The sequence below is a fragment of the Streptomyces sp. NPDC005281 genome, assembly GCF_040607495.1.
In the GTDB taxonomy this organism is placed as follows: Bacteria; Actinomycetota; Actinomycetes; order Streptomycetales; family Streptomycetaceae; genus Streptomyces.
Genome location: NZ_JBEXGX010000019.1, coordinates 105,720 through 129,448 on the forward strand (window position 1 = coordinate 105,720; position 23,729 = coordinate 129,448).

The 23,729-nt window shown below is 71.0% G+C and carries 19 protein-coding genes and 1 pseudogene; 11 read left to right on the forward strand and 9 right to left on the reverse strand.

Translation table 11 applies throughout. The features are described 5' to 3' along the window. Positions 1–203: 203 nt before the first annotated feature. A complete protein-coding gene (locus ABZV42_RS25855) occupies positions 204–1,187 on the forward strand; it encodes a histone protein (protein ID WP_355987987.1) in 984 nt (327 codons plus the stop codon). A 4-nt stretch (positions 1,188–1,191) separates the two neighbouring features. Beyond that, on the forward strand, positions 1,192–2,220 hold the full coding sequence (locus tag ABZV42_RS25860; RefSeq protein WP_355987985.1) for an SRPBCC family protein: 1,029 nt from the start codon (positions 1,192–1,194) through the stop codon (positions 2,218–2,220). Positions 2,221–2,822: 602 nt separating this feature from the next. Here the strand turns inward: ABZV42_RS25860 and ABZV42_RS25865 are convergent. Further along, positions 2,823–3,419: a hypothetical protein gene (locus ABZV42_RS25865; protein ID WP_355987983.1), complete on the reverse strand. Its 597-nt coding sequence runs from the start codon at positions 3,417–3,419 to the stop codon at positions 2,823–2,825. Positions 3,420–3,597: 178 nt separating this feature from the next. Between ABZV42_RS25865 and ABZV42_RS25870 the strand changes: the two genes are divergently transcribed. The 4 genes from ABZV42_RS25870 (at position 3,598) to ABZV42_RS25885 (ending at position 11,352) form a co-directional block, all read left to right on the forward strand. Beyond that, entirely contained in the window at positions 3,598–3,771 is a 174-nt protein-coding gene (locus ABZV42_RS25870) for a CsbD family protein (protein WP_355987981.1), read from the forward strand. Between the two features lie 497 nt (positions 3,772–4,268). Continuing rightward, positions 4,269–5,696: an MFS transporter gene (locus ABZV42_RS25875; protein WP_355988065.1), complete on the forward strand. Its 1,428-nt coding sequence runs from the start codon at positions 4,269–4,271 to the stop codon at positions 5,694–5,696. Positions 5,697–6,108: 412 nt separating this feature from the next. Further along, positions 6,109–8,442, forward strand: coding sequence for a M4 family metallopeptidase (locus tag ABZV42_RS25880; protein WP_356053730.1), 2,334 nt, complete (start codon positions 6,109–6,111; stop codon positions 8,440–8,442). 366 nt (positions 8,443–8,808) lie between these two features. Continuing rightward, positions 8,809–11,352: a discoidin domain-containing protein gene (locus ABZV42_RS25885; protein ID WP_355987977.1), complete on the forward strand. Its 2,544-nt coding sequence runs from the start codon at positions 8,809–8,811 to the stop codon at positions 11,350–11,352. Positions 11,353–11,474: 122 nt separating this feature from the next. Here ABZV42_RS25885 and ABZV42_RS25890 read toward each other — a convergent pair whose 3' ends face one another. The 8 genes from ABZV42_RS25890 to ABZV42_RS25925 form a co-directional block, all read right to left on the reverse strand. Further along, the gene (locus tag ABZV42_RS25890; RefSeq protein ID WP_355987975.1) at positions 11,475–11,705 is read right to left on the reverse strand and encodes a hypothetical protein; all 231 of its coding nucleotides are present in this window, start codon (positions 11,703–11,705) and stop codon (positions 11,475–11,477) included. Positions 11,706–12,128: 423 nt separating this feature from the next. Beyond that, a complete protein-coding gene (locus ABZV42_RS25895) occupies positions 12,129–13,088 on the reverse strand; it encodes a hypothetical protein (protein WP_356053732.1) in 960 nt (319 codons plus the stop codon). 231 nt (positions 13,089–13,319) lie between these two features. After that, positions 13,320–13,763 carry an ATP-binding protein gene (locus tag ABZV42_RS25900; RefSeq protein ID WP_355987973.1) on the reverse strand — a complete coding sequence of 148 codons (444 nt, stop codon included), beginning with the start codon at positions 13,761–13,763 and terminating at the stop codon, positions 13,320–13,322. Between the two features lie 124 nt (positions 13,764–13,887). Next, complete coding sequence (locus ABZV42_RS25905) at positions 13,888–14,325, reverse strand: OsmC family protein (protein ID WP_355987971.1); 438 nt, start codon at positions 14,323–14,325, stop codon at positions 13,888–13,890. A 120-nt stretch (positions 14,326–14,445) separates the two neighbouring features. Continuing rightward, positions 14,446–15,123, reverse strand: a complete 678-nt coding sequence (locus ABZV42_RS25910; protein WP_355987969.1) for a response regulator transcription factor — start codon at positions 15,121–15,123, stop codon at positions 14,446–14,448. Beyond that, complete coding sequence (locus ABZV42_RS25915; RefSeq protein ID WP_355987967.1) at positions 15,120–16,478, reverse strand: sensor histidine kinase; 1,359 nt, start codon at positions 16,476–16,478, stop codon at positions 15,120–15,122. Before ABZV42_RS25915 ends, ABZV42_RS25910 begins: the two co-directional genes overlap by 4 nt. Positions 16,479–16,689: 211 nt before the next feature. Further along, complete coding sequence (locus tag ABZV42_RS25920) at positions 16,690–17,538, reverse strand: ABC transporter permease (protein ID WP_355987965.1); 849 nt, start codon at positions 17,536–17,538, stop codon at positions 16,690–16,692. Continuing rightward, positions 17,535–18,470, reverse strand: coding sequence for an ATP-binding cassette domain-containing protein (locus ABZV42_RS25925; protein WP_355987963.1), 936 nt, complete (start codon positions 18,468–18,470; stop codon positions 17,535–17,537). Before ABZV42_RS25925 ends, ABZV42_RS25920 begins: the two co-directional genes overlap by 4 nt. Positions 18,471–18,710: 240 nt before the next feature. Between ABZV42_RS25925 and ABZV42_RS25930 the strand changes: the two genes are divergently transcribed. The 5 genes and pseudogenes from ABZV42_RS25930 (at position 18,711) to ABZV42_RS25950 (ending at position 23,684) form a co-directional block, all read left to right on the forward strand. Then, positions 18,711–19,331, forward strand: a complete 621-nt coding sequence (locus ABZV42_RS25930; RefSeq protein WP_355987961.1) for a TetR family transcriptional regulator — start codon at positions 18,711–18,713, stop codon at positions 19,329–19,331. Then, complete coding sequence (locus ABZV42_RS25935; RefSeq protein ID WP_355987959.1) at positions 19,328–20,095, forward strand: LmeA family phospholipid-binding protein; 768 nt, start codon at positions 19,328–19,330, stop codon at positions 20,093–20,095. Before ABZV42_RS25930 ends, ABZV42_RS25935 begins: the two co-directional genes overlap by 4 nt. 643 nt (positions 20,096–20,738) lie before the next feature. Further along, a pseudogene (locus tag ABZV42_RS25940) lies at positions 20,739–21,523 on the forward strand (MMPL family transporter); the annotation flags it as partial. Positions 21,524–21,643: 120 nt separating this feature from the next. After that, positions 21,644–22,639, forward strand: a complete 996-nt coding sequence (locus tag ABZV42_RS25945; protein ID WP_356053793.1) for an MMPL family transporter — start codon at positions 21,644–21,646, stop codon at positions 22,637–22,639. Between the two features lie 211 nt (positions 22,640–22,850). Further along, positions 22,851–23,684, forward strand: coding sequence for a PP2C family protein-serine/threonine phosphatase (locus ABZV42_RS25950; RefSeq protein ID WP_355987955.1), 834 nt, complete (start codon positions 22,851–22,853; stop codon positions 23,682–23,684). The last annotated feature ends 45 nt before the right edge of the window (positions 23,685–23,729 follow it).

Sequence of the window (23,729 nt, forward strand, 5' to 3'; positions counted from 1 at the left end):
GTCGTCGGAACGGACGACGCAGTCAGGCGTGTGCGCAGTCCGACCTGGACGTGGTCCGACATAGACAGTCGAACATAAGCGTGCAATCTCATCATATAGGGGTACTTGGGGCGTCAGGTAAGGACGACCTGCCCCGAGGCCGCCCCGACGAGCACGCGGGCCCGGGGGAGGCGCGGGCTGCGTGGTCCGAAGGGAAAGAGTTCATGAATGACACAACCAAGATCGCTCTGGCCGCCGCTGTGGCCGGAGGCTATCTGCTCGGACGTGCGAAGAAGGGCCGCCTCGCGTTCACGCTGGCGACCTATGTCGCAGGGCGGCGATTCGGTCTCGATCCGCAGCAGTTGGCCAAGGAGGGGCTGAAGCGGCTCTCGGACGTGCCGGGGGTCGCGGAGCTCCAGGAGCAGATGCGGGGCGAACTGATGGACGCCGGACGCCAGGCCCTGGCGGCCACCGCCGACCGCCGCCTCGGTGAACTGGCCGACACCCTCCATGAGCGCACCCTGCGCGTCGGTGAGACGGACGACGGTGCCCAGGACGGCGAGGACGACTCCGAGGAGGACGCGTACGAGGACGAGGCGGAGGACGACGAGGGGCGGGAAGCCGACCAGGACGCGTACGACGAGGAGGATGAGGAGTACGAGGAGGACGACGGCGAGCCTGAGGCCGAGGGGCCGGTCGGCGAAGCCGACGAGGAGGAGCTGGAGCAGGAAGAGGAGGGCGAGGAGGAGGGCGAGGAGGAGGGCGAGGAACCTCCGGAGCCGGAGCGGCCGCGAAGGCGGCGGCGGAGCGGCGGGGGCGCGGAGGGCAAGCGTGCCGCCGAGCCCGCGCCCCGCAGGGGAACCGCGAAGAAGGCCGCCAAGAAGGCCCCCGCGAAGAGCGCGTCCTCGGACGAGAGCGGCTCGGGCGCGAGGCCGGCGGCGAAGCGGACCGCGGCCAAGAAGACGTCGGAGAGAAGGCCGTCGGCGGACCGGCCGGCGAAGAAGGCCGCGAAGAAGACCACGCCACCGGCGAAGAAGGCGGCCCCGGCCAAGAAGACCGCGGCCAAGAAGTCCCCCGCGAAGAAGGCCGCCGCCAAGAAGACCGCCCCGGCCAAGAAGACGGCGGCGAAGCGGGCGCCCGCGAAGAAGACCGCAGCGAAGAAGTCTTCGTCCAGGACGGCCAAGACGGCTTCCGGACGCCGGAGGTAGTGCCATGGCCACCAAGGAACGTGACAAGGACAAGTCGGAGGTCTCGGGCCTCGACGCACTGCGCGACGAACTCACCGGCTACCTCGGTGCCCAGCTGGAACACCTGGTGGACAAGGCCGGGGACAAGGTCGCGGATGTGACCGACCACCTCTTCGACGCCGCCGAGAACGGCGGCCCCCTGCTCGGGGCCGGTTCACGCATTCTCCAGGGGGAGTCGCCGCTGAAGGCGATCGTGTCGGAGAAGGCCAAGAGCGCAAAGGACAGCGTGGTCGGCAAGGTGAAGGACGCCTTCGGGGGCGGGGGAGGGGGAGGAGGCAAGGCCAAGTCCGGCAGTACCAAGGTCATGAACATGATCGAGGTACTGGACGTCGGCGTGCCGATCCGCAAGGCCTACGACCACTGGTGCGAGTTCGAGAAGTTCAGCGGCTTCACCAAGGGTGTGCGCAGCGCCTCCCAGGACGGCGAGGGCGGCAGCGACTGGAAGGTGAAGGTCGGCCCGTCCACCCGGGGTTGGAAGGCGACCGTGCAGGAACAGGTCCCCGACGAGCGGATCGAGTGGACCTCGGAAGGTGCCAAGGGCAGTACACGCGGCTGTGTCAGCTTCCACGAGCTCACGCCGAACCTGACCCGCGTCGTGCTCGTCGTCGAGTACTACCCCTCCGGCTTCTTCGAGAAGACCGGCAATCTCTGGCGCGCCCAAGGCCGCCGTCTGCGGCTGGACTTCAAGAACTTCCAGCGCTACGTCACGCTCACCGACGAGGAGGCCGAGGGCTGGCGCGGCGAGATACGCGGCGGTGAGGTCGTCCGCACCCACGAAGAGGCGCTGGAAGAGGAGGAAGCGGCTTCCGGCGACGAGGAGGCGGAAGGCGCGGAGGGCTACGAGGACGAGGAATACCCGGAGGAGGACGAGGAGAATCCGGAGGGCTACGAGGACGAGGAACTCCCCGAAGAGGACGACGAGGAGCTCCCCGAACAGGACGGCGAAGCGGCGCAGGAGTACGACGAGGAGGAGGACTACGACGAGGAGGAGTGAGAATCGGGCACGATGCGCGCGGACGGCACCGCGGAACCGGTCGGCCGTCCGCGGGGCCCTTCCGTGGCGTCGAGCCTGTTTCTCCCCGGCGCGACGGGGGACCCGGTCCTGACAGCCCGCAATCACGGGAAGGACCGGACCCGACCGGGGCGGACGCGGAGAATCCCGACGCGGAAAATCCGGACGCGGAGCATCCGGGGCCGGATGACGAAGGGACGAGATCGAGTCATGACCGCGGACATCGACACCAGGAGCACCGCGCGACCGGAGACAGGATGGGTGAAGACGCGCCGCCGGAGGCAGTCGGGCCCGCGGACCTGCGTTCCCGCGACGGCCGGTGAAACGGTCCGCCAGGACCGCACCGCCCCCGAGTGGAACATCGTCAGGGGTGAGGACTGACTACCCGTCAACTCATGTCCGTACATTGGTTGTTACGGCCGAAGCGCTACGGTCGCCGTTCCGGGTGAGACGCTTCGGCCACTGTTCCGGTGAGACGCCTCGGTGACTGTTCCGGATGAGACGCTCAGGTCACGGTCCCGGATGAGACGCTACGTTCCCCACTCCGCCCGATGAGACGCCACGTTCCGCGTTCCGGGCGAGTCTCAGAGCGAGGAGTCCGTCTTGGAGCGCAGCCGGCGGACCTCGTCCTCCGGGGGGCGGCGCTGACCCTCGTCCAGCAGCCGCTCGGGCGTGTCGTCCTCCGGGATCAGATGAGCGGGCGCCTGTTCCGCGGGGTTCGCGCCGTCGTCGGTACCGGAGTCCTCGGCGATCATGTCGTGCTCGGCGTCCTCGTGTGCGCCCACGTCGAGGGCCAGGATCCGTTCCGCGGGGTCCGTGTCCATCCCGTCGTCCGGGAGGCCGCCTCCGTCGTCCGCCGGGGAGTCGACGTCGTCCTCGTCGGGCTCCTCCAGCGACGGATCCGAACGCTCCTCGGCCAGCTTCTCCTCCAGGCTCTCCCCCTCGCGCTGCTCACGCGCCGTGGTGCCCCGGTGGTCCACCGCGAGCGGGCGCTCGGGCGCCGACCATCCGTCGTCGAAGGGGTCCGAGCCCCGGGACTCGAGGGTGTCCTCCGGATCGAGGATGCCTTCGTCCTCGCGGATGTCGGGAGCTCCCGGCTGGTAGACCTCATCACCCATGACGTCGTCCTCGCTCTGGCCGCCCAGGACGGGCGCGACCCTCCGGAGGGATCGAAGGGTCATCGGCCCATGTCTCCAGGCTCGCCCAGTCCAACGGTTCCGGCATGCCGGAACCGCGCGCGATCACGGAGGGTCACCGAATCCGGGACCGGTGAATCCCGATCTCCACGTTTGGCAGCGGTAGGACGGGTCACTCGATGCCTCGACACTCGAAGCCGATCGTGATGGGGAGTGAGACATCGTGAGTGGCGAGCAGAAGGCCAAGGCCAAGATGGAACAGGCCAAGGGCAAGACCAAGGAAGCGGCCGGGCGCGCCGTGGGCAACGAGCGGATGGCCGCCGAGGGCCGGGCCGAAAAGGCCAAGGGCGACGCGCGCCAGGCCAAGGAGAAGACGAAGGACGTCTTCAAGGGCTGAACCAGCCGATTCAGGGGCTGAACCAGCCGACGGGCTCGAGGGTTGCGACGACCGACAGCTCCAAGGGCCGCGACGGCCGACAGTCGACAGCTTCAAAGGCTGTGACGGCCGGCAGGCCCGAACAGCCGGCCGCGAAGGCCGCACAGGTCCGAACAGCCGCGAAGGCTGGAAGGCCGGCCGGACAGGGCTGAACGCCCGGGCTCGGAAGCCCGGCATGCCGTACGGCGTCAGGCCGAACCACGTGGGGCCCGTTCCGGGGAACGGGCCCCACAGCCGTGCGCCCCCGCGTGCCCGTGCCCCGGAACGCCCGTACCGCGAAGGTCCGGCACCCGTGCCGAGCCGCACAGGATCTCGTGTTGCCGCACGCCGCCGCGGGCCCAAGATGGTGGGGGCGGCGGAGAGGAGTCCCCGGCGTGGAACCGGACACGCGGGCAGAGGGTCGAGGGGACCACGAGCAGGGGCCGGCCGAGGGCGCCGACCCGCGACGGTGGCACGCCCTGTGGGTCACCCTGACGGCCGGGTTCATGAGCCTGCTGGACGTCACCATCGTGGCCGTCGCACTGCCCTCGATGCAGCGGGCCCTGCACGCCTCCGCCCCGTCGATCCAGTGGGTCGTCTCCGGCTACGCCCTCACCTTCGCCCTGGTCCTCGTGACGGCCGGCCGCCTGGGCGACGCGATCGGCCGCCGACGGATCTTCCTGCTCGCCCTCGCCGCCTTCGTCCTGTGCAGCGCCGCGGCCGGCGCCGCGCCCACCATCACGCTCCTCGTCGTGGCCCGACTCGCCCAGGGCACCGCCGCGGGGTGCCTGGCACCGCAGAACTCCGCCCTCATCCAGCAGATGTTCCGGGGAGCCGAGCGGGGGCGGGCGTTCGGACTCTTCGGTGCCGTCGTCGGCATCTCCAGCGCGGTGGGCCCCGTCATCGGCGGGCTGATCCTGATGCTCGCCGACGGACCCCAGGGCTGGCGCTGGATCTTCTATGTGAACGTGCCGGTCGGAGCCGTCGCCTTCCTGCTGGGCCTGCGCCTGCTGCCCAAGGTCGCTCCGCGCCGCCGGGAGCGGCTCGATCTGCGGGGTGTCCTGCTGCTCGGCTGCGGGGTCCTCGCGCTGATGCTTCCCCTGATCCTGGCCGAGTCCAGCGGCGTACGAAGGCTGTGGTGGCTCTTCCTGGTGGGGCTGGGCCTTCTGACGATGTTCGCGTGGTGGGAGCGGCGCCTGACAGCGGCCGGCGGGCAGCCCCTCCTGGACCCGGGCCTGGTGACGAGCACGCGGGGCTACGCCGCCGGAGCGGCCATCGCCGCCCTGTACTTCGTGGGGTTCAGCGGGGTGTGGCTGGTGTTCGCGCTGTACTTCCAGAACGGCGAGGGCTACTCCCCGCTGCGCTCGGGGCTCGCGGTGACACCCTTCGCCATCGGCTCGGCCGCGGCGGCCGTGGTGGCCGGACGGCTCGTCGATCGGCTGGGCCGGCTGCTGACTGTCTGCGGTCTCGCGGCCGTCGCCCTGGGGCTGGGCGGTGCCGTGCTAATCCTGCGCCTCGCCCCGGGGGACCAGGCTCTGTGGTACGCGGCTCCGGCCCTGTTCGTCGGCGGGCTCGGCAGCGGCTGTGTGATCTCCCCGAACGTCACGATGACGCTCCGGGACGTGCCGGTGCGTATGGCGGGCGCGGCCGGTGGCGCCCTTCAGACGGCCCAGCGGCTGGGGGGTGCCGTCGGTACGGCAGCGCTGCCCGGACTGTTCTACGTGGTGCTCGGCACCGGCCGCCACGACTTCCGTTCGGCTGTGGTGATCTCCGTCGGCTCCGGGATCGTGGCCATCCTGTGCGCCCTCGCCCTCGCCGTGCGCGACTGGCTGCGCGATCATGAACCCCGACGGACGGGCAACTCGTCCGGGCTGCCGCACGACCACACCAGTGCCGGTCGGTCCTGAGACCGGACGCGTGAGAAGCGGGCCTCGCAGGGTGCCTTAGGGGCACCGGCCGGCGACCGCGTTCACAGCGGGCTCACAGCGGCCGAAAAGATCTCGCGCGTTCCGTGAACTCCCAGTAGGTCATGGTCAGTTCAAGCCGTTGTCTTGTCGCCGTCATGACAAAACTGTCGACGTGATGCCACTCTGCTGTCGAACGTTCACGCTTCGCTCACCCCCTCTCCGGCCAGGCGCACCCGCATCCTCGCGGTCCAGGCGAGCCCCGTGCCCCCGCGTACCCGACCGCCGTCGCGCGGCACCGGGTGCCGACTCCGCCTGCCGTCCGGCCCTCCGACCGCCGTGGACCGGCCGCACCCGGCCGGTCCCGGACGCCCGGGGCTCCACCCGGGCAAACCCCCCGCAAAAGGAGATGGCATTGAACCGGCAACACGTTTCCGTCCGCCGGCGCAGACGCGCCGCCGTCCTCGCGCTCACGGCCGCCGGCTCGTTACTGGCCCTCGCCGTCCGGCCGGGTGTCGCGGCCGCCGCAGCGGCGGATCTCGCTCCCGCCAGGACCGTCACCGAGATCGCCGCCTCAGGGAACCCCGTTCCCGCCAAGGCCCTCGCCCGGATCGTCGCCGAGCCCCGGTCCGCCGCCCTCGAGGTCCCGCTGTCGCCCGCTCGGCACGCCGCGCTGGTCCGGAGCGCCGGAGCGGCCGCCGGCGCCACAGCGAAGCGGCTCGGCCTCGGCGCCCGGGAGAAACTCGTCGTCAAGGACGTCGCCCTGGACAGGGACGGTACGACCCATACGCGCTACGAGCGCACCTACGCGGGACTGCCGGTGCTCGGCGGCGATCTGGTCGTGCACCTGAGGGACGGCCGGAGCACGGTGTCCCGGGCGAGCGGGTCGGCGGTCGCCGTGCCGAGCCTCAAGCCGAGGATCGCCGCCGGTGACGCCGAGGCCAAGGCCCTCGCGGTGGGACGCGGGGCCGCTGTCGCGAAAGCGGGGATCGGCGAGGCGCCCCGGCTCGTGGTCCTCGCGACGGGCGCCCGCCCGGTCCTGGCCTGGGAATCGGTGATCGAGGGGGTCCGGAGCGACGGCACGCCGAGCGAACTGCACGTCGTCACGGACGCGTCCTCCGGCAAGGTCGCCTCCCGGTACGAGGGGATCGACACGGGCACGGGCACGGGCACGGGCCAGTACGTGGGTACGGTGCCGCTCGCCACCACGCCGTCCGGAACCTCGTACCAACTGGTCGACGGGGACCGCGCCGGCCACCGCACCTACGACCTCAACCAGGGGACCTCCGGCACCGGAACCCTCTATACGGATGACAACGATGTCTGGGGCGACGGCACCCAGAGCGACCGGCAGACCGCCGGTGTCGACGTCGCCTACGGAGCGGCGGCGACCTGGGACTACTACAAGGAAGTCTTCGGCCGCAACGGGATCCGCAACGACGGTGTGGCCGCCTACAGCCGGGCCCACTACGGCAACAACTACGTCAACGCCTTCTGGTCCGACAGCTGCTTCTGCATGACCTACGGCGACGGGACGAACAACGCCAAGCCGCTGACGGCGCTGGACGTGGCGGCCCACGAGATGAGCCACGGCGTCACCAGCGCCACCGCGAACCTCACGTACTCGGGGGAGTCCGGCGGGCTCAACGAGGCCACCTCGGACATCTTCGCCGCGGCGGTCGAGTTCCACGCGAACCTCGCGGCCGACGTTCCCGACTACCTGGTCGGAGAGAAGATCGACATCCGCGGCAACGGCACCCCGCTGCGCTACATGGACAAGCCGTCCAGGGACGGTTCCTCCCGCGACAACTGGGACTCCTCGCTGGGCGGCATCGACGTCCACTACTCCTCGGGGCCGGCGAACCACTTCTTCTATCTGCTCTCCGAGGGGAGCGGAGCGAAGACGGTCAACGGGGTGTCGTACGACAGCCCCACGCATGACGGGCTGCCGGTGACCGGCATCGGCATCGAGAACGCCGCCCGGATCTGGTACCGCGCGCTGACGACGTACATGACGTCGACGACCGACTACCACGGTGCCAGGACCGCGACCCTGCGGGCCGCGGGCGATCTCTTCGGGGCCTACAGCCCCACCTATCTCGCCGTCGCCGACGCCTGGGCGGGCATCGCCGTCGGCGACCGCATCGCCCTGGGGGTCAACGTCGCCCCCGTCGCCGACCAGACCTCGGGGGTCGGCCAGGAAGTCTCCCTCCAGGTGGACGCGTACACCACCAACACCGGCGCGAGCCTGGCCTACACGGCCACCGGTCTGCCCGAGGGCCTGGCCATCGGCGACACCGGACTGATCTCCGGGGTCCCCGTCACCCCCGGGACCGGCGACACGACGGTCACGGTGACCGACAGCACCGGCGCGGCCGTGTCGGTGGCCTTCCACTGGCGGATCGCGTACGTCTACGCCAACAGCACCCGGGTGGACATCCCCGACCTGGGCCCGGCGGTGGAGTCGCCCATCACGATCACGGGCCGGCCCGGCAACGCCTCGGCGGCCACCGAGGTCTACGTCGACATCGTCCACACCTACCGCGGTGATCTGACGGTCGATCTGGTCGGCCCCGACGGAACCGTCTACTCGCTGCTGAACCGCAGCGGGGGCTCGGCCGACAACGTGGACCAGACGTTCACGGTGGACGCCTCCGCGCAGCAGGTCGACGGCACCTGGAAGCTGCGTGTCCGCGATCTCGCGTCGATCGACGTGGGCTATGTCAGGCAGTGGCGGCTCACCCCCTGACCCGGGCCGCCAAGAACCCCTGATCCACGCCCGTCCGGACCGCCGTCGCGGTCCGGGCGGGCTTCTCTTTGTCCTTGCCGTGCCTTCAAGCCTTGACGGATCAAGGTGGACTCCGGCCCGTCCGTGACGCCCCCCGTCCAGGTCACAGCCCTTGGGTACCCCGCCAACGCGGGCGAAGCGCACACGAGTTGAAGAAACTCGTGTCACGGGACTTGCCACCTTGATGGTTCATTACTTAAATCAAAGCGTGAACTAAGAGCGCAGCAAAGCCGGTTCACGGTCACCTTCCTGCAAGCAGCTGTCCCCTCAGCTGCCGATCACGTGTGTCCACTCCCGCTCGTCACCCCACCCGCATGGAGTCACGGCATGAAACTCAGAACCCTGGGTGTCGCGCTGGCCGCAATGGCCGCGCTCATCACCCTGCCCTTGCAGAGACCGGCCGCCGCGGCCGATCTCCCGCTGTCCCAGGGCAAGACGGCCGCGTCCTCGTCGGACGAGAACGGCGGCACTCCCGCCGCCTACGCCGTCGACGGCGACACCGCCACCCGGTGGTCCTCGGCCGCCACGGACGCCCAGTGGCTCCAGGTCGACCTCGGCGCCTCGGCGACGATCACCAAGGTCGTCCTCAACTGGGAGACCGCGTACGGCAGTGACTACCGGATCCAGACGTCACCGGACGGCAGCACCTGGACCGACATCAAGACGGTGACGGGCGGCGACGGGGGCACCGACAGCCTCGACGTCTCCGGCCAGGGCCGCTACATCCGGATGTCCGGCGTCCACCGGGCCACCCAATACGGCTACTCCCTCTGGGAGTTCCAGGTGTTCGGCACCAGCGGGACCACCACGCCCGCGACCTGTGACACGTCCGACGCGGCGCAGGGCAGGACGGCCACCGCCTCCTCCACCGAGAACGCGGCGAGCCCGGCCTCGGCAGCCTTCGACGGCGACACGGCGACACGCTGGTCCAGCGCCTTCGCCGACCCGCAGTGGGTCCAGGTCGACCTCGGGGCGACCAAGGACCTGTGCCGCATCGACCTCAACTGGGAGGCCGCGTACGGCAAGGCGTTCCAGCTCCAGGCGTCCACGGACGGCCAGAACTGGACCGTCCTGAAGTCCGTCACCGACGGGACCGGGGGCACCGCCTCCTACGACGTGTCCGGCCAGGGCCGTTACGTACGCGTCTACGGGACCACCCGGGGGACCGCGTACGGATACTCGCTGTGGGAGGTCGCCGTCCACACCGGTACGGGGAGCAGCACCCCGCCCGTGCAGGGCGGCGGAGACCTCGGGCCCAACGTCATCGTCGTGGACCCCTCCACGCCCGATCTCCAGGGCAAGTTCGACCAGGTCTTCAGCCAGCAGGAGTCGAACCAGTTCGGCGCCGGCCGCTACCAGTTCCTGATGAAGCCCGGCACCTACAACGGCATCAACGCCCAACTCGGCTTCTACACCTCGGTCTCGGGCCTCGGACAGAACCCCGACGACGTCCACATCAACGGCGACATCACCGTGGACGCGGGCTGGTTCAACGGCAACGCCACCCAGAACTTCTGGCGTTCGGCGGAGAACCTGTCGATCACCCCGTCCAACGGCACCGACCGCTGGGCGGTGGCCCAGGCGGCTCCCTTCCGCCGTATCCACGTCCAGGGCGGGCTCAACCTCGCCCCGGCGGGCTACGGCTGGGCCTCCGGCGGCTACATCGCCGACTCCAAGATCGACGGTACGGTCGGCCCGTACTCCCAGCAGCAGTGGTACACCCGTGACAGTTCCGTCGGTGGCTGGACCAACGGCGTCTGGAACATGACCTTCACGGGAGTCCAGGGAGCACCGGCGACGAACTTCGACTCCGGCCCGTACACCACCCTGGACACCACCCCGGTCTCCCGCGAGAAGCCCTACCTCTACCTGGACGGCAGCACCTACAAGGTGTTCGTGCCCTCCAAGCGCACCAACGCCCGTGGTGTGTCCTGGCCCAACACGGCCGGTACGTCCATCCCGCTGGACCAGTTCTACGTCGTCAAGTCCGGCGCGACCGCGGCGACCATCAACGCGGCCCTCGCCCAGGGTCTCAACCTGCTGTTCACCCCGGGCGTCTACCACCTCGACCAGACCATCAACGTGACCCGGGCCAACACCGTCGTCCTGGGCCTCGGCCTCGCGACGATCGTGCCGGACAACGGCGTCGACGCCATGCACGTGGCCGACGTGGACGGCGTCAGGCTCGCCGGATTCCTCATCGACGCCGGGCGGTCCAACTCCGACACCCTGCTCCAGATCGGCCCGGCGGGTTCCTCCACGGACCACTCCGCCAACCCCACCACCATGCAGGACGTGTTCGTGCGGATCGGCGGCGCGGGCCCCGGCCTCGCCACCAACTCGGTCGTCGTCAACAGCGACGACGTCGTGATCGACCACACCTGGCTCTGGAGAGCCGACCACGGGGACGGGGTGGGCTGGGACACCAACCGCGCCGACTACGGCCTCGTGGTCAACGGTGACGACGTCCTGGCGACCGGCCTGTTCGTCGAACACTTCAACAAGTACGACGTGCTGTGGAACGGAGAGAACGGACGCACGATCTTCTTCCAGAACGAGAAGGCTTACGACGTGCCCAACGCCGCCGCCGTCACCCACGACGGCATCGTCGGATACGCGGCCTACAAGGTCGCCGACTCCGTGGCCGTGCACGAGGCCTGGGGTCTGGGAAGCTACTGCAACTTCACCACGGACCCCTCGATCGTCCAGGCGCACGGCTTCCAGGTCCCGGTGAAGACCGGGGTCAAGATGCACGACATCCTGGTGATCTCGCTGGGCGGCAAGGGTCAGTACGCCCATGTCATCAACAGCACCGGTGCGCCCACCTCGGGCACGGACACCGTCCCGTCCAAGGTCACGCAGTTCCCGTGATCCTGAACGGCGCCGGCTGATACACACGGGTGCCGGCACTCCACCCTGGTCCGGGGGAGTGCCGGCACCCGTGCGCTGTCCCCGTCACGCGCCGGCGGCGGCTCCCGGCGGCCGGCGCCCGTTCAGACGGAGCGGTGTCCCGAGCGGGAGTCCGGCACGGACCGTGCCGGACCGGGAGTCGTGCCGAGCGGCAGGTCATGACCTCGGGGCGCCTCCCGGTCGGGCGGCCCGGCCGGTTCGACCCCGGCGGCGTGGGCGATGAGACGGTGGGCGAGTTCACGTGCCTCGGCGGGGGTGAGCGAGGCCCACACCCCGTGCTCGTCACCCTGGTCGGGACCCACGTCCAGGGTCACGCGACCGATCGGCCGGCCCGGCGTGGGCAGCCGAAGTTCCTTCACGGAGATCCTGCGGCCGCAGGACGTCACCAGGGGCAACTCACCTGCCCCGGCAGCCCGAGGCCGCCACTGTCCGGACGCCGTCATCGCTCTCACGCCTTTCCACGAGCAGCACCGCCGGTGGGTCCACCGCACCGGGTGGAACTCCGTGCTCCGGCATCTGCCGGACTGCTCACGTCAGCGTCAGGACGTACGGGTTTGTTCCCGGTCCCGGGGTGCCCGGCGTCCTCGCGGCGGGTCGCCGCGAGCCGTGTGCCGGTCCCGTGCGGCTTGAACACGGCTCGGTGTCCGGGCGGTTGACGCCTGCCCGGCCGGCAGGCGGAAGGGAACGTCCCGCAGACCGACAGACCGACAGACCGACAGACCGGTGACCGGTCCGCGTCAGAGCTGTACGGCGCCGGCGCTCTTGGTGCGCAGGGCCCCGAGGCGCTCCAGGAGCAGGCCCTCCCTGGTGGACCAGGGGGAGATCTCCACGCTCGTCGCCCGGCACGCCTCCATGAGGGCTTCCGCGACGAGCGCCCCGGCCAGGGACTGCCCGGCCCGGTGCCGGGAGATGCCGGGCAGACGGCCGCGGCCCGCGGACCCGTTCTTGGCGAGAACGCGCACCGCGGCCCGTACCTCGTCGAGGGTCAGCCGCTGCGAAGGTGCGGAACGATCACGGCCGGCGGTGGTGTAGCGGGCGAGCTGGGTGAAGGTCTTGGAACAGGCGAGGACGCGCCCGTCCGGATCGGCGCGCGGCAGGTCGGCCACCTCGGCGAGGCGGTCGCTCAGATGGTCGCGCACCTCGGCGAGCCGTCGTTTCGAGGACACGGCCTCGTCGAGTTTCCAGGCGCGGGTGACCGTCCGCGCGCCCAGCGGCAGTGAGTGGGCGGTCCGGGGCTGCTTGGACATGCCCGAAGCGACCTCCACCGTCCCGCCGCCGATGTCGAGGACCAGCAGCGAACCGGCCCGCTCGCCCGCCCAGTGGCGTGCGGCCACATAGGCCAGACGGGCCTCCTCCTCGCCGGACATCACCCGCAGCCGGGTGCCGGTGGCGCTGGCCACCTGGGCGAGGACCTCGTCGCGGTTGGGCGCGTCGCGGATCACCGACGTGGCGAACGCGTACACCTCGGGCAGGGCCCCCCGGTTCTCGGCGAGCGTCTCGGCCACGGCCCGCTGCACGCTGCGTACACCCGACTTGTCCAGCCGTCCCGTGGCGTCCAGTGTCTCGTGCAACTGGAGCCGTACCTTTCGGGACAGCACCTCCTCCATGGCCACCCCGGCGCGGCGCCGCGCAACGGTGAGCAGAGCGCTGTGACACCCGACGTCTAGTACACCTGCCTGCCGCACTGTGTTAACCACCCGTTTTCCTGCCGAAGGAGATCCGCGAACTCACCATTGTCCCGCAAGGCGGCCACAGTGACGCGACACGATTTCGTTTCGGCTCGTCAAACGCCCGTCAAGGGCTCGGCGGGCTCCCGTCGGGGTGCCGCGGCAGCGCCGGGCGGCCGCCCAGGGCGAGTTGGGTTGCGGCCGGGTGCCCGCGGCCGCTCGGGTGACGGGGGTCGGCGTCAGGTGACGGAGTGGCTCATGTCACTGTCCGGGCGTGTCGGCCAGCGTCACCACTGCGGTGATCCGTTTGCCGACGGGTTCCCGGTGCACCTCGAAGGCATGGCACACGGCCATGACGATCTCCAGCCCGTGCTGCCCGACGCGGCCCGCTTCGGCGGCGCGCGCCACCGGAAGGGTGGGGTCGGAGTCCCACACGGTCGCCTTGACAACCCCTTGGCCGACTTCGAGCGACAACAGGCACGGTCCGCCCGCGTACTTGACCGCGTTGGTCACCAGTTCGCTGACGACCAGCGGGACCATGCCCATCACCCGTCCGGAGACGGGCAGCCCGGCGACCGCCTGCACCCGTGCCAGGAAGTCGCGGGTGAACGCCCGCGCCTCGGCGATGCACGCGGAGTCACCGTCGTACGCGACTGATGCCTCGATCAGTGCACCCCGCTGTCCCTGCTGTCCTGCTTCGCTCACCCACTGGCTCATACAATCCGTCCCGCGTCCACCTGTTCGACGTTGCCCGTCTGCCCCGGAAACCGGACTCCACTCCACCCTGTCGCGCGATCGTCCGCGGGGTACGGCTCCGGTCCCGGCGCGGTCAGACGTCGGCGACCGTCACCGTGACGGGAGTACCGGCCTCGATCGTGCGGCTGACCGTGCAGAGCCGGTCGTGCGAGCTCTTGACGGCCCGGGGGAGGATGGCACGGGCGCGGTCGCCGGGCTCGCCGTCCGGGAACGCCACGGAGAAGGTGACCGCGAGGTCGGTCATCCGGTTTCCGTGCTCGTCGCTGATCTTGTCGCCGGTCACGGTCAGGGTGAAGCGCGTGGGCTCCACGTGGCGGGCGGTCGCGACATCGACATCGGCCGCGGTGCAGCCCCCGATGGCGGCGAGCAGCAGCTCGACCGGGGAGAACGCGTCCTCCCCGCCCGGCCCGCCCGTACCGAAGGCGATCGTCCCGCCGCGGGCGTTCGTCCCCGTGAAGTGCCCGGTGCCGGTCCGCTCGACGGTGACGCGGCGCAGATTGTCGTCAGTCATACCGCCGACCCTAATGTCGCGCCGCCCCGCCCGCCTCGGACGGGCCCGCGCCGCGGACGCCCCGCCGGTACGCGGGGCCGTGGTGACCGCGCCGATCGCGTACGGGCCGCGGGGCGTGCGTCAGTCGGGCGGGTTCGGGCGGACGACGCCGAGGTCGTAGGCGAGGATCACCGCCTGGACGCGGTCGCGGACGCCCACCTTCGACAGGACGCGGCCGACATGGGTCTTGACCGTCGACTCCGCCACGACGAGACGCTGGGCGATCTCGTTGTTGCTCCAGCCTTCGCCGATGGCCACGAAGATCTCGTACTCCCGCTCGGTGAGCGCGTGGACGCGGGGGTCGTCCTGGGGCCTGGCGCCCGACGGGTCGTGCGGGAGGTGTTTGGAATAGGCGTCCAGGAGACGCCGGGTCAGGGCGGGGGCGATCACCGCGTCGCCCGCGGCGACCGCACGGATCCCGGCGAGCAGTTCCTCCGGATGGGCGTCCTTGAGGAGGAATCCGCTGGCTCCGGCACGCAGCGCGGCGTAGGCGTACTCGTCCAGGTCGAACGTGGTCAGGATCAGCACCCGCGAGCGGCCGCCGGAGGCGACGACCCGGCGGGTGGCCTCGATGCCGTCCATCCCGGGCATCCGTACGTCCATGAGGATCACGTCCGGGCGGAGTTCGGCGGCCCTGCGGACGGCGTCGCCGCCGTGGGACGCCTCGCCCACGACATCGGTGTCCGGGGTGCTCTCCAGGAGCATGCGGAAGCCGAGGCGTTGCAGCGGCTGGTCGTCGACGATGAGGACGCTGGTCACGCCGCACCGCCCGAGACGGCCGACGGAGCGAGGTCGGTCCCGGCCGGAGGGGTGAGGTCCAGGGTGGCCCGCAGAGTCCATCCGCCGTCGGGGCCGGGCCCCGCGACGACCGTCCCGTCGTAGAGCGCCGCGCGTTCTCTCATGCCGGGGATCCCGTGTCCTTCGTCGTCGTGCGGCCGGGGGCGGGCGGTGCCGCTGCCCGGGCCGGTGTCGTGGACGTCGATGCGCAGCACGTTCTCCTCGACGCTCACCGCGAGATCGACGCGGGTCTCGGGGCCCCCGTGTTTGAGGGCGTTGGTGAGAGCCTCCTGGACGATGCGGTACACGGCCAGCTGGACGCCCCGGTCCAGGGTGCCCAGTTCGCCGCTGCTGCGGTGGACGACCCGTGGGCCGGCGGCCCGGATCCGCTCGCACAGGGCGTCGATGTCCCCGATCCCCGGCTGCGGGCTCAGCTCGGGCGTGCTCGGAGTCGTGGGCTGCTCGCGCAGGACGCCGAGCATGCGGCGCAGTTCGCCCAGCGCCTGGCGCCCGGTGTCACCGATGAGCAGCAGAGCCTGCTTCCCGCGTTCGGGCGCGACGTCACTCGCGTACGCGCCGCCGTCGGCGAGGGTGATGATGACGGAGAGGTTGTGGCCGACGATGTCGTGCATCTCGCGGGCCACACGGGTGCGTTCGGCGGCGGCGGCCAGTTTGCTGCGCTGGTCGCGTTCGATCTCCAGGCGCGCCGCGCGGTCCCGCAGGGCGGCCAGCTGGCCGCGCCGGATCCGGACGGCCAGTCCGAGCGCGACGGCCGCGACTATGGTGTTGAACAGGAAGAACAGCGCGTCCAGGGAATGCACTTCGGGCGGCAGACGCACGGCGACCAGCCCCGACGCGCCGGCCGTGATCGCGCAGGCGGCGGGCAGCCGTCGCAGCTCCCCGTGCAGCACCAGGCTGTAGAGGGCGATCAGCACGGCGACGTCGGCACGCAGCCAGACACCCAGCGCCAGCTGGAGGATGAAGACCGCGGTGATCACGGCGAAGGCGAGAGCGGGCCTCTTGCGCCGCCACAGCAGAGGCAGTACAAGACCGGCCTGGAGCGCGAGTGTCCAGGGCCAGGCCAGGTGGGTGAACTGGCTGTCGAACGGATGGTGCCGGCCGTCCTGGTCGTGCACCAGGTCCGGCACGCAGAAGAGCAGCGCCACGACCGCCGTCACCGAGGCGTCGAGGATCCAGGGGCGCTTGCGGTCGCCCTGCTTGAGCCGGCGGCCGAAACGGGACAGCGCGCGGGCCAGCGGGTGGTTCCACGGCAGTTCCGCCTCCGCGAAGGGCGGTTCGTCCGCCGGCTCGCGCGGGGCGGTGTCGTCGATGTTCATGGGGTCACCGGTCCGCGCTCATGGGTCTCACCTGTCCATTGTGGGTCCGCCGCGTCCTCGTACGCGGCTGCGGGCTTCCTCGTAGGGGTGGCACCACGGGTTCTATGCGGTGCCCGGCGCCGGTGCCCGGACGGCACGGCACCGGACCGGTGATCCGGTCGGGTGCCGTGCCGTCGTGGGACATCGGACGCGGGGTCCGGCGTGCGGTGTGTCAGGCGTCCGTGCGGACGAGACGGTAGGCGGCACCCGCCAGCGCGAGCACGGTCCAGCCGAGGAAGACCACGAGACCGGCGGTGGGTGACAGCGAGGTCGAGTCGTGGGTCAGGGCGAACATGGACTCGCCCGCGTTGCTCGGCAGGTACGGGCTGATGTTGTCCTGCCACGAGCTGGGCAGCAGCGAGATCAGGCCGGGCACCAGCATCAGCGAGGCCACCAGGACCGAGATGCCGCCGGCGACCGAGCGGAGCAGGGCGCCCAGGGCGGTGCCGATCACGCCGACCAGACCGAGGTAGAGGCCGGCGCCCAGCAGGCTGCGGACCACGCCGGAGTGGGACATGGTCAGCGCCGCGGGCGTGCCCGAGACGATGCCGCTGTCGATCGTGAAGGCGACGAAGACGCCGACGGTGGCGACGACCAGCGCGACCAGGCCGAACACCGAGGCCTTGGACCACAGCACCGGCAGGCGGCGCGGCACGGCGGCCAGGGTGGAACGGATCATGCCGGTCGAGTACTCGCCCGCGGTGATCAGCACGCCCAGCACGCCGAGTGCCAGCTGCGCGAAGTTCGTACCGAACACGGAGAGGCTGAGCGCGGTGGCCGCGACGTCGTCCCGGTGCATGGGACGCCCGGAGTTGAGCTCGGACTTGTAGTGCGCGGCGGCGATCACGCCGAAGGCGACGAGGAACAGCAGCCCGAGGCCGAGGGTGATCCAGGTGGAACGCAGGGACCACAGCTTCGCCCACTCGGAGCGCAGCACACGGCGTCCGGTGACCTTGTACGCAGGACGGGCCGCTTGTACGGGTGCGGGCGCGGGGCTGTCGGTGACGGTGACGGTGCTCATGCCGCCCTCCCAGGGGCCTCGACGGTGACGCTGGCGTGGTACTCGACGGCGTCGCGGGTCAGCTCCATGAACGCCTCTTCGAGCGAGACGGTCCGCGAGGTCAGCTCGAACAGCGGGATGCCGTGCTCGGCGGCCTTGAGGCCGATCGCCCGCGGGGTCAGACCCGTCACCTGGAGCTCTTCGGATCCGGCCGCGCCGGTGATCTCGACGCCGGGTCCGGCCAGCACCTCGCGCAGCCTGGACGCCTGGTCGGTCGCCACGGTGACGGTGTCACCGCCGGCCTGCTGGACGAGATCGCGCACGGTGGTGTCCGCCAGCAGACGTCCTCGTCCGACGACGATCAGGTGGTCGGCGACCAGCGCCATCTCGCTCATCAGGTGCGAGGAGACGAAGACCGTACGGCCGTCCGCCGCGAGCCCGGTCAGCAGGTTGCGGATCCACAGCACGCCCTCGGGGTCCAGTCCGTTGACCGGTTCGTCGAGCATGATGGTGGCCGGGTCGCCGAGGAGCGCCGCGGCGATGCCCAGACGCTGGCCCATGCCGAGGGAGAAGGCTCCCGCGCGCTTCTTGGCCACCGACTGGAGGCCCGTCAGCTCGATGACCTCCTCCACCCGGCGGCGCGGAATGCCGTGGGTGTAGGCCTGGGCCATGAGGTGGTCGAAGGCGGAACGGCCCGGGTGGATCGACTTGGCCTCCAGCAGCGCGCCGACCTCCTGGAGCGGTGCGGTGTGCTGGGCGTAGTGCTTGCCGTTGACCGTGACGTTGCCACTGCTCGGCGCGTCCAGGCCGACGATCATGCGCATGGTCGTGGACTTGCCTGCGCCGTTCGGGCCCAGGAAGCCGGTGACGGTGCCGGGCTTCACGACGAAGTCCAGCTGGTCCACCGCCGTCTTCTCCCCGTACCGCTTCGTCAGCTGATGTGCCTCGATCATCGAAGTTCCCTTGCTTTCGGGGGCAGGCCCCCCACCTGAACTGCTCACCAACCACGCTAGGAGATGTCTGTCCCGGATCCGTGGTACCGCAGAGCTCGGTTCAGGTGAGGCGCGTAGTACCGAGGTATCACCCGGCTACGGCGCTCGGATGACGGGACGGGGCAGATGCGGCTCCCGCACGCCGGCGAAATGGCAGGGGTGACAATTGACAGACCCGGCGCCAGTGGTGAGGGTGTCACCATGCCAGAGAGAACCGAGAGGCCCGGTCTGCGTGAGCGGAAGAAGGAAGAGACCCGGCGCGGACTGCGTGAGGCCGCCGGACGGCTCTTCGCCGAGCGGGGTTTCGCGCAGACGACGGTGGCCGACATCGCCGCGGAGGCGAACGTGTCGGAGCGGACGTTCTTCCGCTACTTCGACAGCAAGGAAGCCCTGCTTCTCCCGGACGGGATCGAGCTCTTCGCGCGCATAGAGGAGGCCTTCCTGGCCCGGCCGGACGGTGACACCCCGCTGGAAGCGGCCTGCGGCGCCATCACCGACGCGGTCTCCTACTTCGCCTCCAGCAGTCTGACCGCGCTGGCCCATCCGCTCGGCGAGATCCGCGAACAGGCGCGTGAGGGCCTGTCCCGGCAGTTCCAGCAGTTCGAGGCCCGCCTGACCGCACTCGTCCTTGAGCGCCTCCCGGCTGACGCGCCGGACGCCGACCTCCAGGCCGCCGTGATCGCCAACTGCGCGCTGTCGGCCGCGCGCGCCGTCCTGCGCACCCTGCGCGACCGCCGTACGGCCGGAGTCCCCGTGGAACCCGACCGGCTGCTCCCGCAGGCGTTCACCTTCCTGACCATGATCGGAGCCACCTCCTCGTGAGCCATCGCCGTCGCGTCGCCCTCACCGCCATATGCCTGACCGCCGTGGTCGCGGCTGCCGTGACCACCGACCTCGTCGTGGAACACCAGGTGCGGGGGCGGGTCGCGAAGACCGCCGCGTGCCGTCTCGGCGCGGCCGAAGGGGTACAGGTCGACCTCGACGACACCCTCGCCGGACTCGAGGCGCTCACCGGCACGGTCGGCGCCGTCCATGTCAGCGCCGAGGGCGTGCGCCGTCAGGGCACCGACATGGACGTCGACGTCCACCTGCGTGACGTGTCGACCGGCGGCGCCACCTCGGGCGGGACCGCCACCGCCACCATCGCCTACGACGCCCTGGACCGGAGCGAGGGTGTGCGGAGCGGCTCCGGCGCGGGCGGGCTGAAGACGGGCACGGACGGTACCCGCCTCACGCTCACGGGCGCGGCGGGCGGTGCCGGCCTGCCCGTCACGGTGGTCACCGGGCTGTCCACCACGTCCCACAGCCTCACCATCACCCCCGCGAGCGTCCTGATACTCGGCCGCGAGGTGCCGGTGTCGGAGCTCTCCGCGCTGCCGGGCGCCGCTGCACTCTCCGCGAAGCTCAAGCCGCGCACCATCGACATCCAGAAGCTCCCGCAGGGCACCACGCTCGTCGGCGCCCACGCCGAGAGCGCCGGTCTGGTCCTGGACTTCAAGGTGGCCGCCGCCGGTGGGGAGCGGGCGGTGACGACGGCGCGTGCGGCGTCCGTCTGCGCGTCGGGGCGGGGGCGGGCGGACAGCTGACCGCCGGTGCTCCACGGCGCCGTTGGGCCGGCGGTTGAACGTCGGTAATCCACCGGGCTGTTGGGTCGGCGGCTGAACGTCGTTATTCCACCGCGCTGTTGGGCCGGCGGCTGACCGCCGTCGGCCCATTCGTCGGCGGTTCACCGGGGCGTGGGGCGACTTCGGGTCGCCTCAGACTGCCTCGGTTTGCCTCGGTTGCCTCAGGGTGCCTCGGTCGCTTCGGTTGCCTGGGTCGCCTCGGGGCGTCCCGGTCTCGTTGGGGCTCTTCGGGCTGCCTCGATAAAAATGGCATGACTGTCAATTGACGCCACTGCCATCTTCCCGGTTAAGTTGTGGCAGTCCTGCCACTTCTTCTGGAGGCTCGGTGTCCCTTCCCCCTGCTTCGCTTGCCCCGGCGCCTCTTCCCGTCGCGCCGCGCCCGCCCGCGCTGCACCGCACGGGCGCCTTCTGCGCCCGGCACCCCGTGTGGGTGATCGCCGTCTGGCTGCTGGTGCTGGCGGCCGCGTTCGCGGGCCGGCACGCGGTCGGAGCGACCTTCGGCGACCAGGTCAGCCTTCCCGGAAGCCAGACGGGCACCGGCGCGGACCTGCTGGAGAAGTCGGACCCGGCCGCGGGCGCGGCCGGCGGGAAGGTGGTCTTCCATGTGGGCTCGGGCAAGGCGTCCGACCACGCCGCCGCACTGGAGACGAGCCTCGCCCTTCTGAAGGACCTGCCCCATGTCACCGCCGTCGCCGCGCCGGTGACCAGCTCCGACGGTGCGACGGCGTACACCGCGGTGTCCTTCGACCAGAAGCTCAAAGCCCTCGGCCACGGCTACACCGACCGCCTCGACACGGCGACGGCTCCCGCCAGGGACGCCGGAATCGGCGTCGGCTACGGAGGCGATCTGCACGACATCGTGCGCGCCCCCGCCGACGACGCCGTCGCCGAGGCCACCGGCGTCGGCGCCGCGCTGATCGTGCTGCTGCTCGCCTTCGGCAGCGTGGCAGCCGCCCTCATGCCCCTGGTCACCGCCCTGATCAGTGTCGGCGTGGGTCTCGGGGTGGTCGGCGTCGTGGCCGGCACTCTGACCTTCGCCACCTCGGCACCCACCCTGGCCACGATGATCGGGCTCGGCGTGGCATCGACTACGCGCTCTTCCTGATCACACGATTCCGCCAGTACCTGATCGACGGGGACGATCCCCGGACGGCGGTGGGCCGTACGACCGCCGTCAGCGGCAAGGCCGTTCTGGTCGCCGCCGTCACGGTGGCCGTGGCCCTGCTCAGCCTGTACGCGTGCGGACTGACCATGATCGGGCGGCTGGGTCTCGCCGCGACCATCGCGGTGGTGGTCACGGCCGCCGCCGCGCTCACTCTGGTGCCCGCGGCCATGGGGCTCGTGGGCCGCCGTGTCGACGTACTCCGTGTCCGGCGCACGCCGGTCGCCGAGAGCGCCGGTCACCACGACGGATGGCACCGCTACGCACGCCTGGTCGCCCGGCACCCGTGGAGGTTCTTCACCGCCGGTTTCACCCTCGTCGCCCTCTGCGCGATACCGCTGTTCTCGATGCGCCTCGGGCACATCGACGACGGCGCGGATCCGGCGGGCAGCACCACCCGCGAGGCCTACGACTGGACGGCCCACGCGGGTGGTCCCGGATTCGGGCCGGGTGTCAACGGCCCCTTCACCCTGGTCGTCGACCTCGCCCACGCGACCGTGACCGCCGACCGGATCGCGGACCGGCTCACCGACGTACTGACGAAGACGCACGGCGTCGCCCACGTCACCCCACCGCGTACCGGCCCGGACGGCGAGGTCCTCGTGACCACCGTCGTCCCCACCACCGGCCCCCAATCGGCCGGGACGGCGGCCCTGTTCGCCGATCTCACCGACACCGCCGTGCCCGACGCACTCGAAGGCACCGGCGCGAGAGGGTACTTGACCGGCAGCACCGCGGGTCAGATCGAGTTCCGTGACACCGTCGGCGAACGCCTGCCCCTCATCATCGGCATCGTGCTCGTCGCCGCGTTCCTGCTTCTGACGGTCGTCTTCCGCAGTCTGGTCATCCCGCTCAAGGCGGTCGCCCTGAACCTGCTCACGACCGCGGCGTCGTACGGCGTCCTGGTCGCCGTCTTCCAGTGGGGCTGGGGCGATCGCCTGCTCGGCCTGGGCGAGCCCGTGCCCATCGAGTCCTACGTGCCGATGATGATGTTCGCCATCGTCTTCGGCCTGTCGATGGACTACGAGATCTTCCTGCTCTCGCGCATCGCCGAGGAATGGCGCGCGACCCGCGACAACGAGCGGGCGGTCGGCACCGGACTCGCGCTCACGGGACGGGTCATCACCTGCGCCGCGCTCATCATGACGGCCGTGTTCCTCTCGTTCACCGGCTCACCGGCCGTGGTGGTGAAGATGCTCGCCCTCGGCCTCGCCGTCAGTGTCGTCCTCGACGCCACCGTCGTACGCCTCGTCCTGGTGCCGTCCCTCATGTTCCTCATGGGGCGGGCGAACTGGTGGCTGCCGCGCTGGCTGGACCGCCGCCTGCCCCACACGACCGTCTGACGCCGGAGGAGAGCCGCCCCGCGGAGGCGTCGTCCGTGCGGCGGCGCATGCCCGACCCGATCGGCGACGGCCTCCGCCGGCCGCGCCCCGGGCCCCGGCGCGACGGACCCGGTCCCGCCGATGTCGGGTCCTGCCCCCTTGCTCGCTATCATCCGATAGTGGCGTTTTCTTGACATTTATTTCATCTACGGCTTTTCCTCCGGGGTGGTCGATGTCCCGCAAGCTGCCGACGGGCGACGACGACGAGCTGCTCACCAGGCTCGGATCGCTGACCTCCCAGGCACGTGAACGCGCGGAGTTCCAGCGCTCACAGGTCGAGCTGGCCATCGCGCTGCAACGGGGCATGCTCCCGGGCGACCTGCCCTCGGCCCCGGGATTCGACGTGGCCGTCCAGTACGCGCCGGCCTGCTTCGGCCTCAACGTGGGCGGGGACTGGTACGACGCCTTCCGGCTGCCCGACGACCGTATCGGCCTGTCCATCGGCGACGTGCAGGGCCACAACATCGAGGCCGCCGCGTTCATGGGACAGGTCAGGGTCGGTCTGCGGGCCCTCGCCTCCGTCACGAGCGAACCCGGAGAGCTCCTGGCCCGGACCAACGACCTCATCCTGTCCATCGGCTCCGATCTCTTCGCGACCTGCACCTTCATGCGGCTCGACCCGGCCACCGGCATGCTGGAGAGCGCGCGGGCCGGGCACATACCGTGCGTCTGGGCGTCGGCGGACGGGAAGTCCGGCATCACCGAGGACGAAGGGGGACCGCCGCTCGGCATCGAGGCCGGGCTGCGGTACCCGGTGACCCGGCACCTGCTGACCACCGGCGGAGTCTTCGTCCTGCTGACCGACGGCGTCGTCGAGGGTCCTGCGATGAACGTGGACGAAGGGCTCGACCAGGTCGTACGGCTCGCCGGAATCGCCGCCGTCGCGGGCCTGTCGGCCGGGTCGCTGGCCGCCGCGGTGATCAAGGGCGCCGAGCGCGTGGGGCACGAAGACGACGCGGCCGTGCTCGTGGTCCGCCACGGCGCGCCGACCCTCCGGCTCCCGTGACGAGCCTGCCCCCACCCGCGGCGCGGAGGCGGGCGCTCGCCTCGC

What these genes read in the sequence shown, in the direction of transcription:
- ABZV42_RS25855 (WP_355987987.1), top strand. Translation starts at nt 204, where the DNA reads ATGAATGACACAACCAAGATCGCTCTGGCCGCCGCTGTGGCCGGAGGC.
- ABZV42_RS25860 (WP_355987985.1), top strand. Translation starts at nt 1,192, where the DNA reads ATGGCCACCAAGGAACGTGACAAGGACAAGTCGGAGGTCTCGGGCCTC.
- ABZV42_RS25865 (WP_355987983.1), bottom strand. Translation starts at nt 3,419, where the DNA reads ATGACCCTTCGATCCCTCCGGAGGGTCGCGCCCGTCCTGGGCGGCCAG.
- ABZV42_RS25885 (WP_355987977.1), top strand. Translation starts at nt 8,809, where the DNA reads ATGAAACTCAGAACCCTGGGTGTCGCGCTGGCCGCAATGGCCGCGCTC.
- ABZV42_RS25905 (WP_355987971.1), bottom strand. Translation starts at nt 14,325, where the DNA reads ATGACTGACGACAATCTGCGCCGCGTCACCGTCGAGCGGACCGGCACC.
- ABZV42_RS25915 (WP_355987967.1), bottom strand. Translation starts at nt 16,478, where the DNA reads ATGAACATCGACGACACCGCCCCGCGCGAGCCGGCGGACGAACCGCCC.
- ABZV42_RS25920 (WP_355987965.1), bottom strand. Translation starts at nt 17,538, where the DNA reads ATGAGCACCGTCACCGTCACCGACAGCCCCGCGCCCGCACCCGTACAA.
- ABZV42_RS25925 (WP_355987963.1), bottom strand. Translation starts at nt 18,470, where the DNA reads ATGATCGAGGCACATCAGCTGACGAAGCGGTACGGGGAGAAGACGGCG.
- ABZV42_RS25930 (WP_355987961.1), top strand. Translation starts at nt 18,711, where the DNA reads ATGCCAGAGAGAACCGAGAGGCCCGGTCTGCGTGAGCGGAAGAAGGAA.
- ABZV42_RS25945 (WP_356053793.1), top strand. Translation starts at nt 21,644, where the DNA reads ATGCGCCTCGGGCACATCGACGACGGCGCGGATCCGGCGGGCAGCACC.
- ABZV42_RS25950 (WP_355987955.1), top strand. Translation starts at nt 22,851, where the DNA reads ATGTCCCGCAAGCTGCCGACGGGCGACGACGACGAGCTGCTCACCAGG.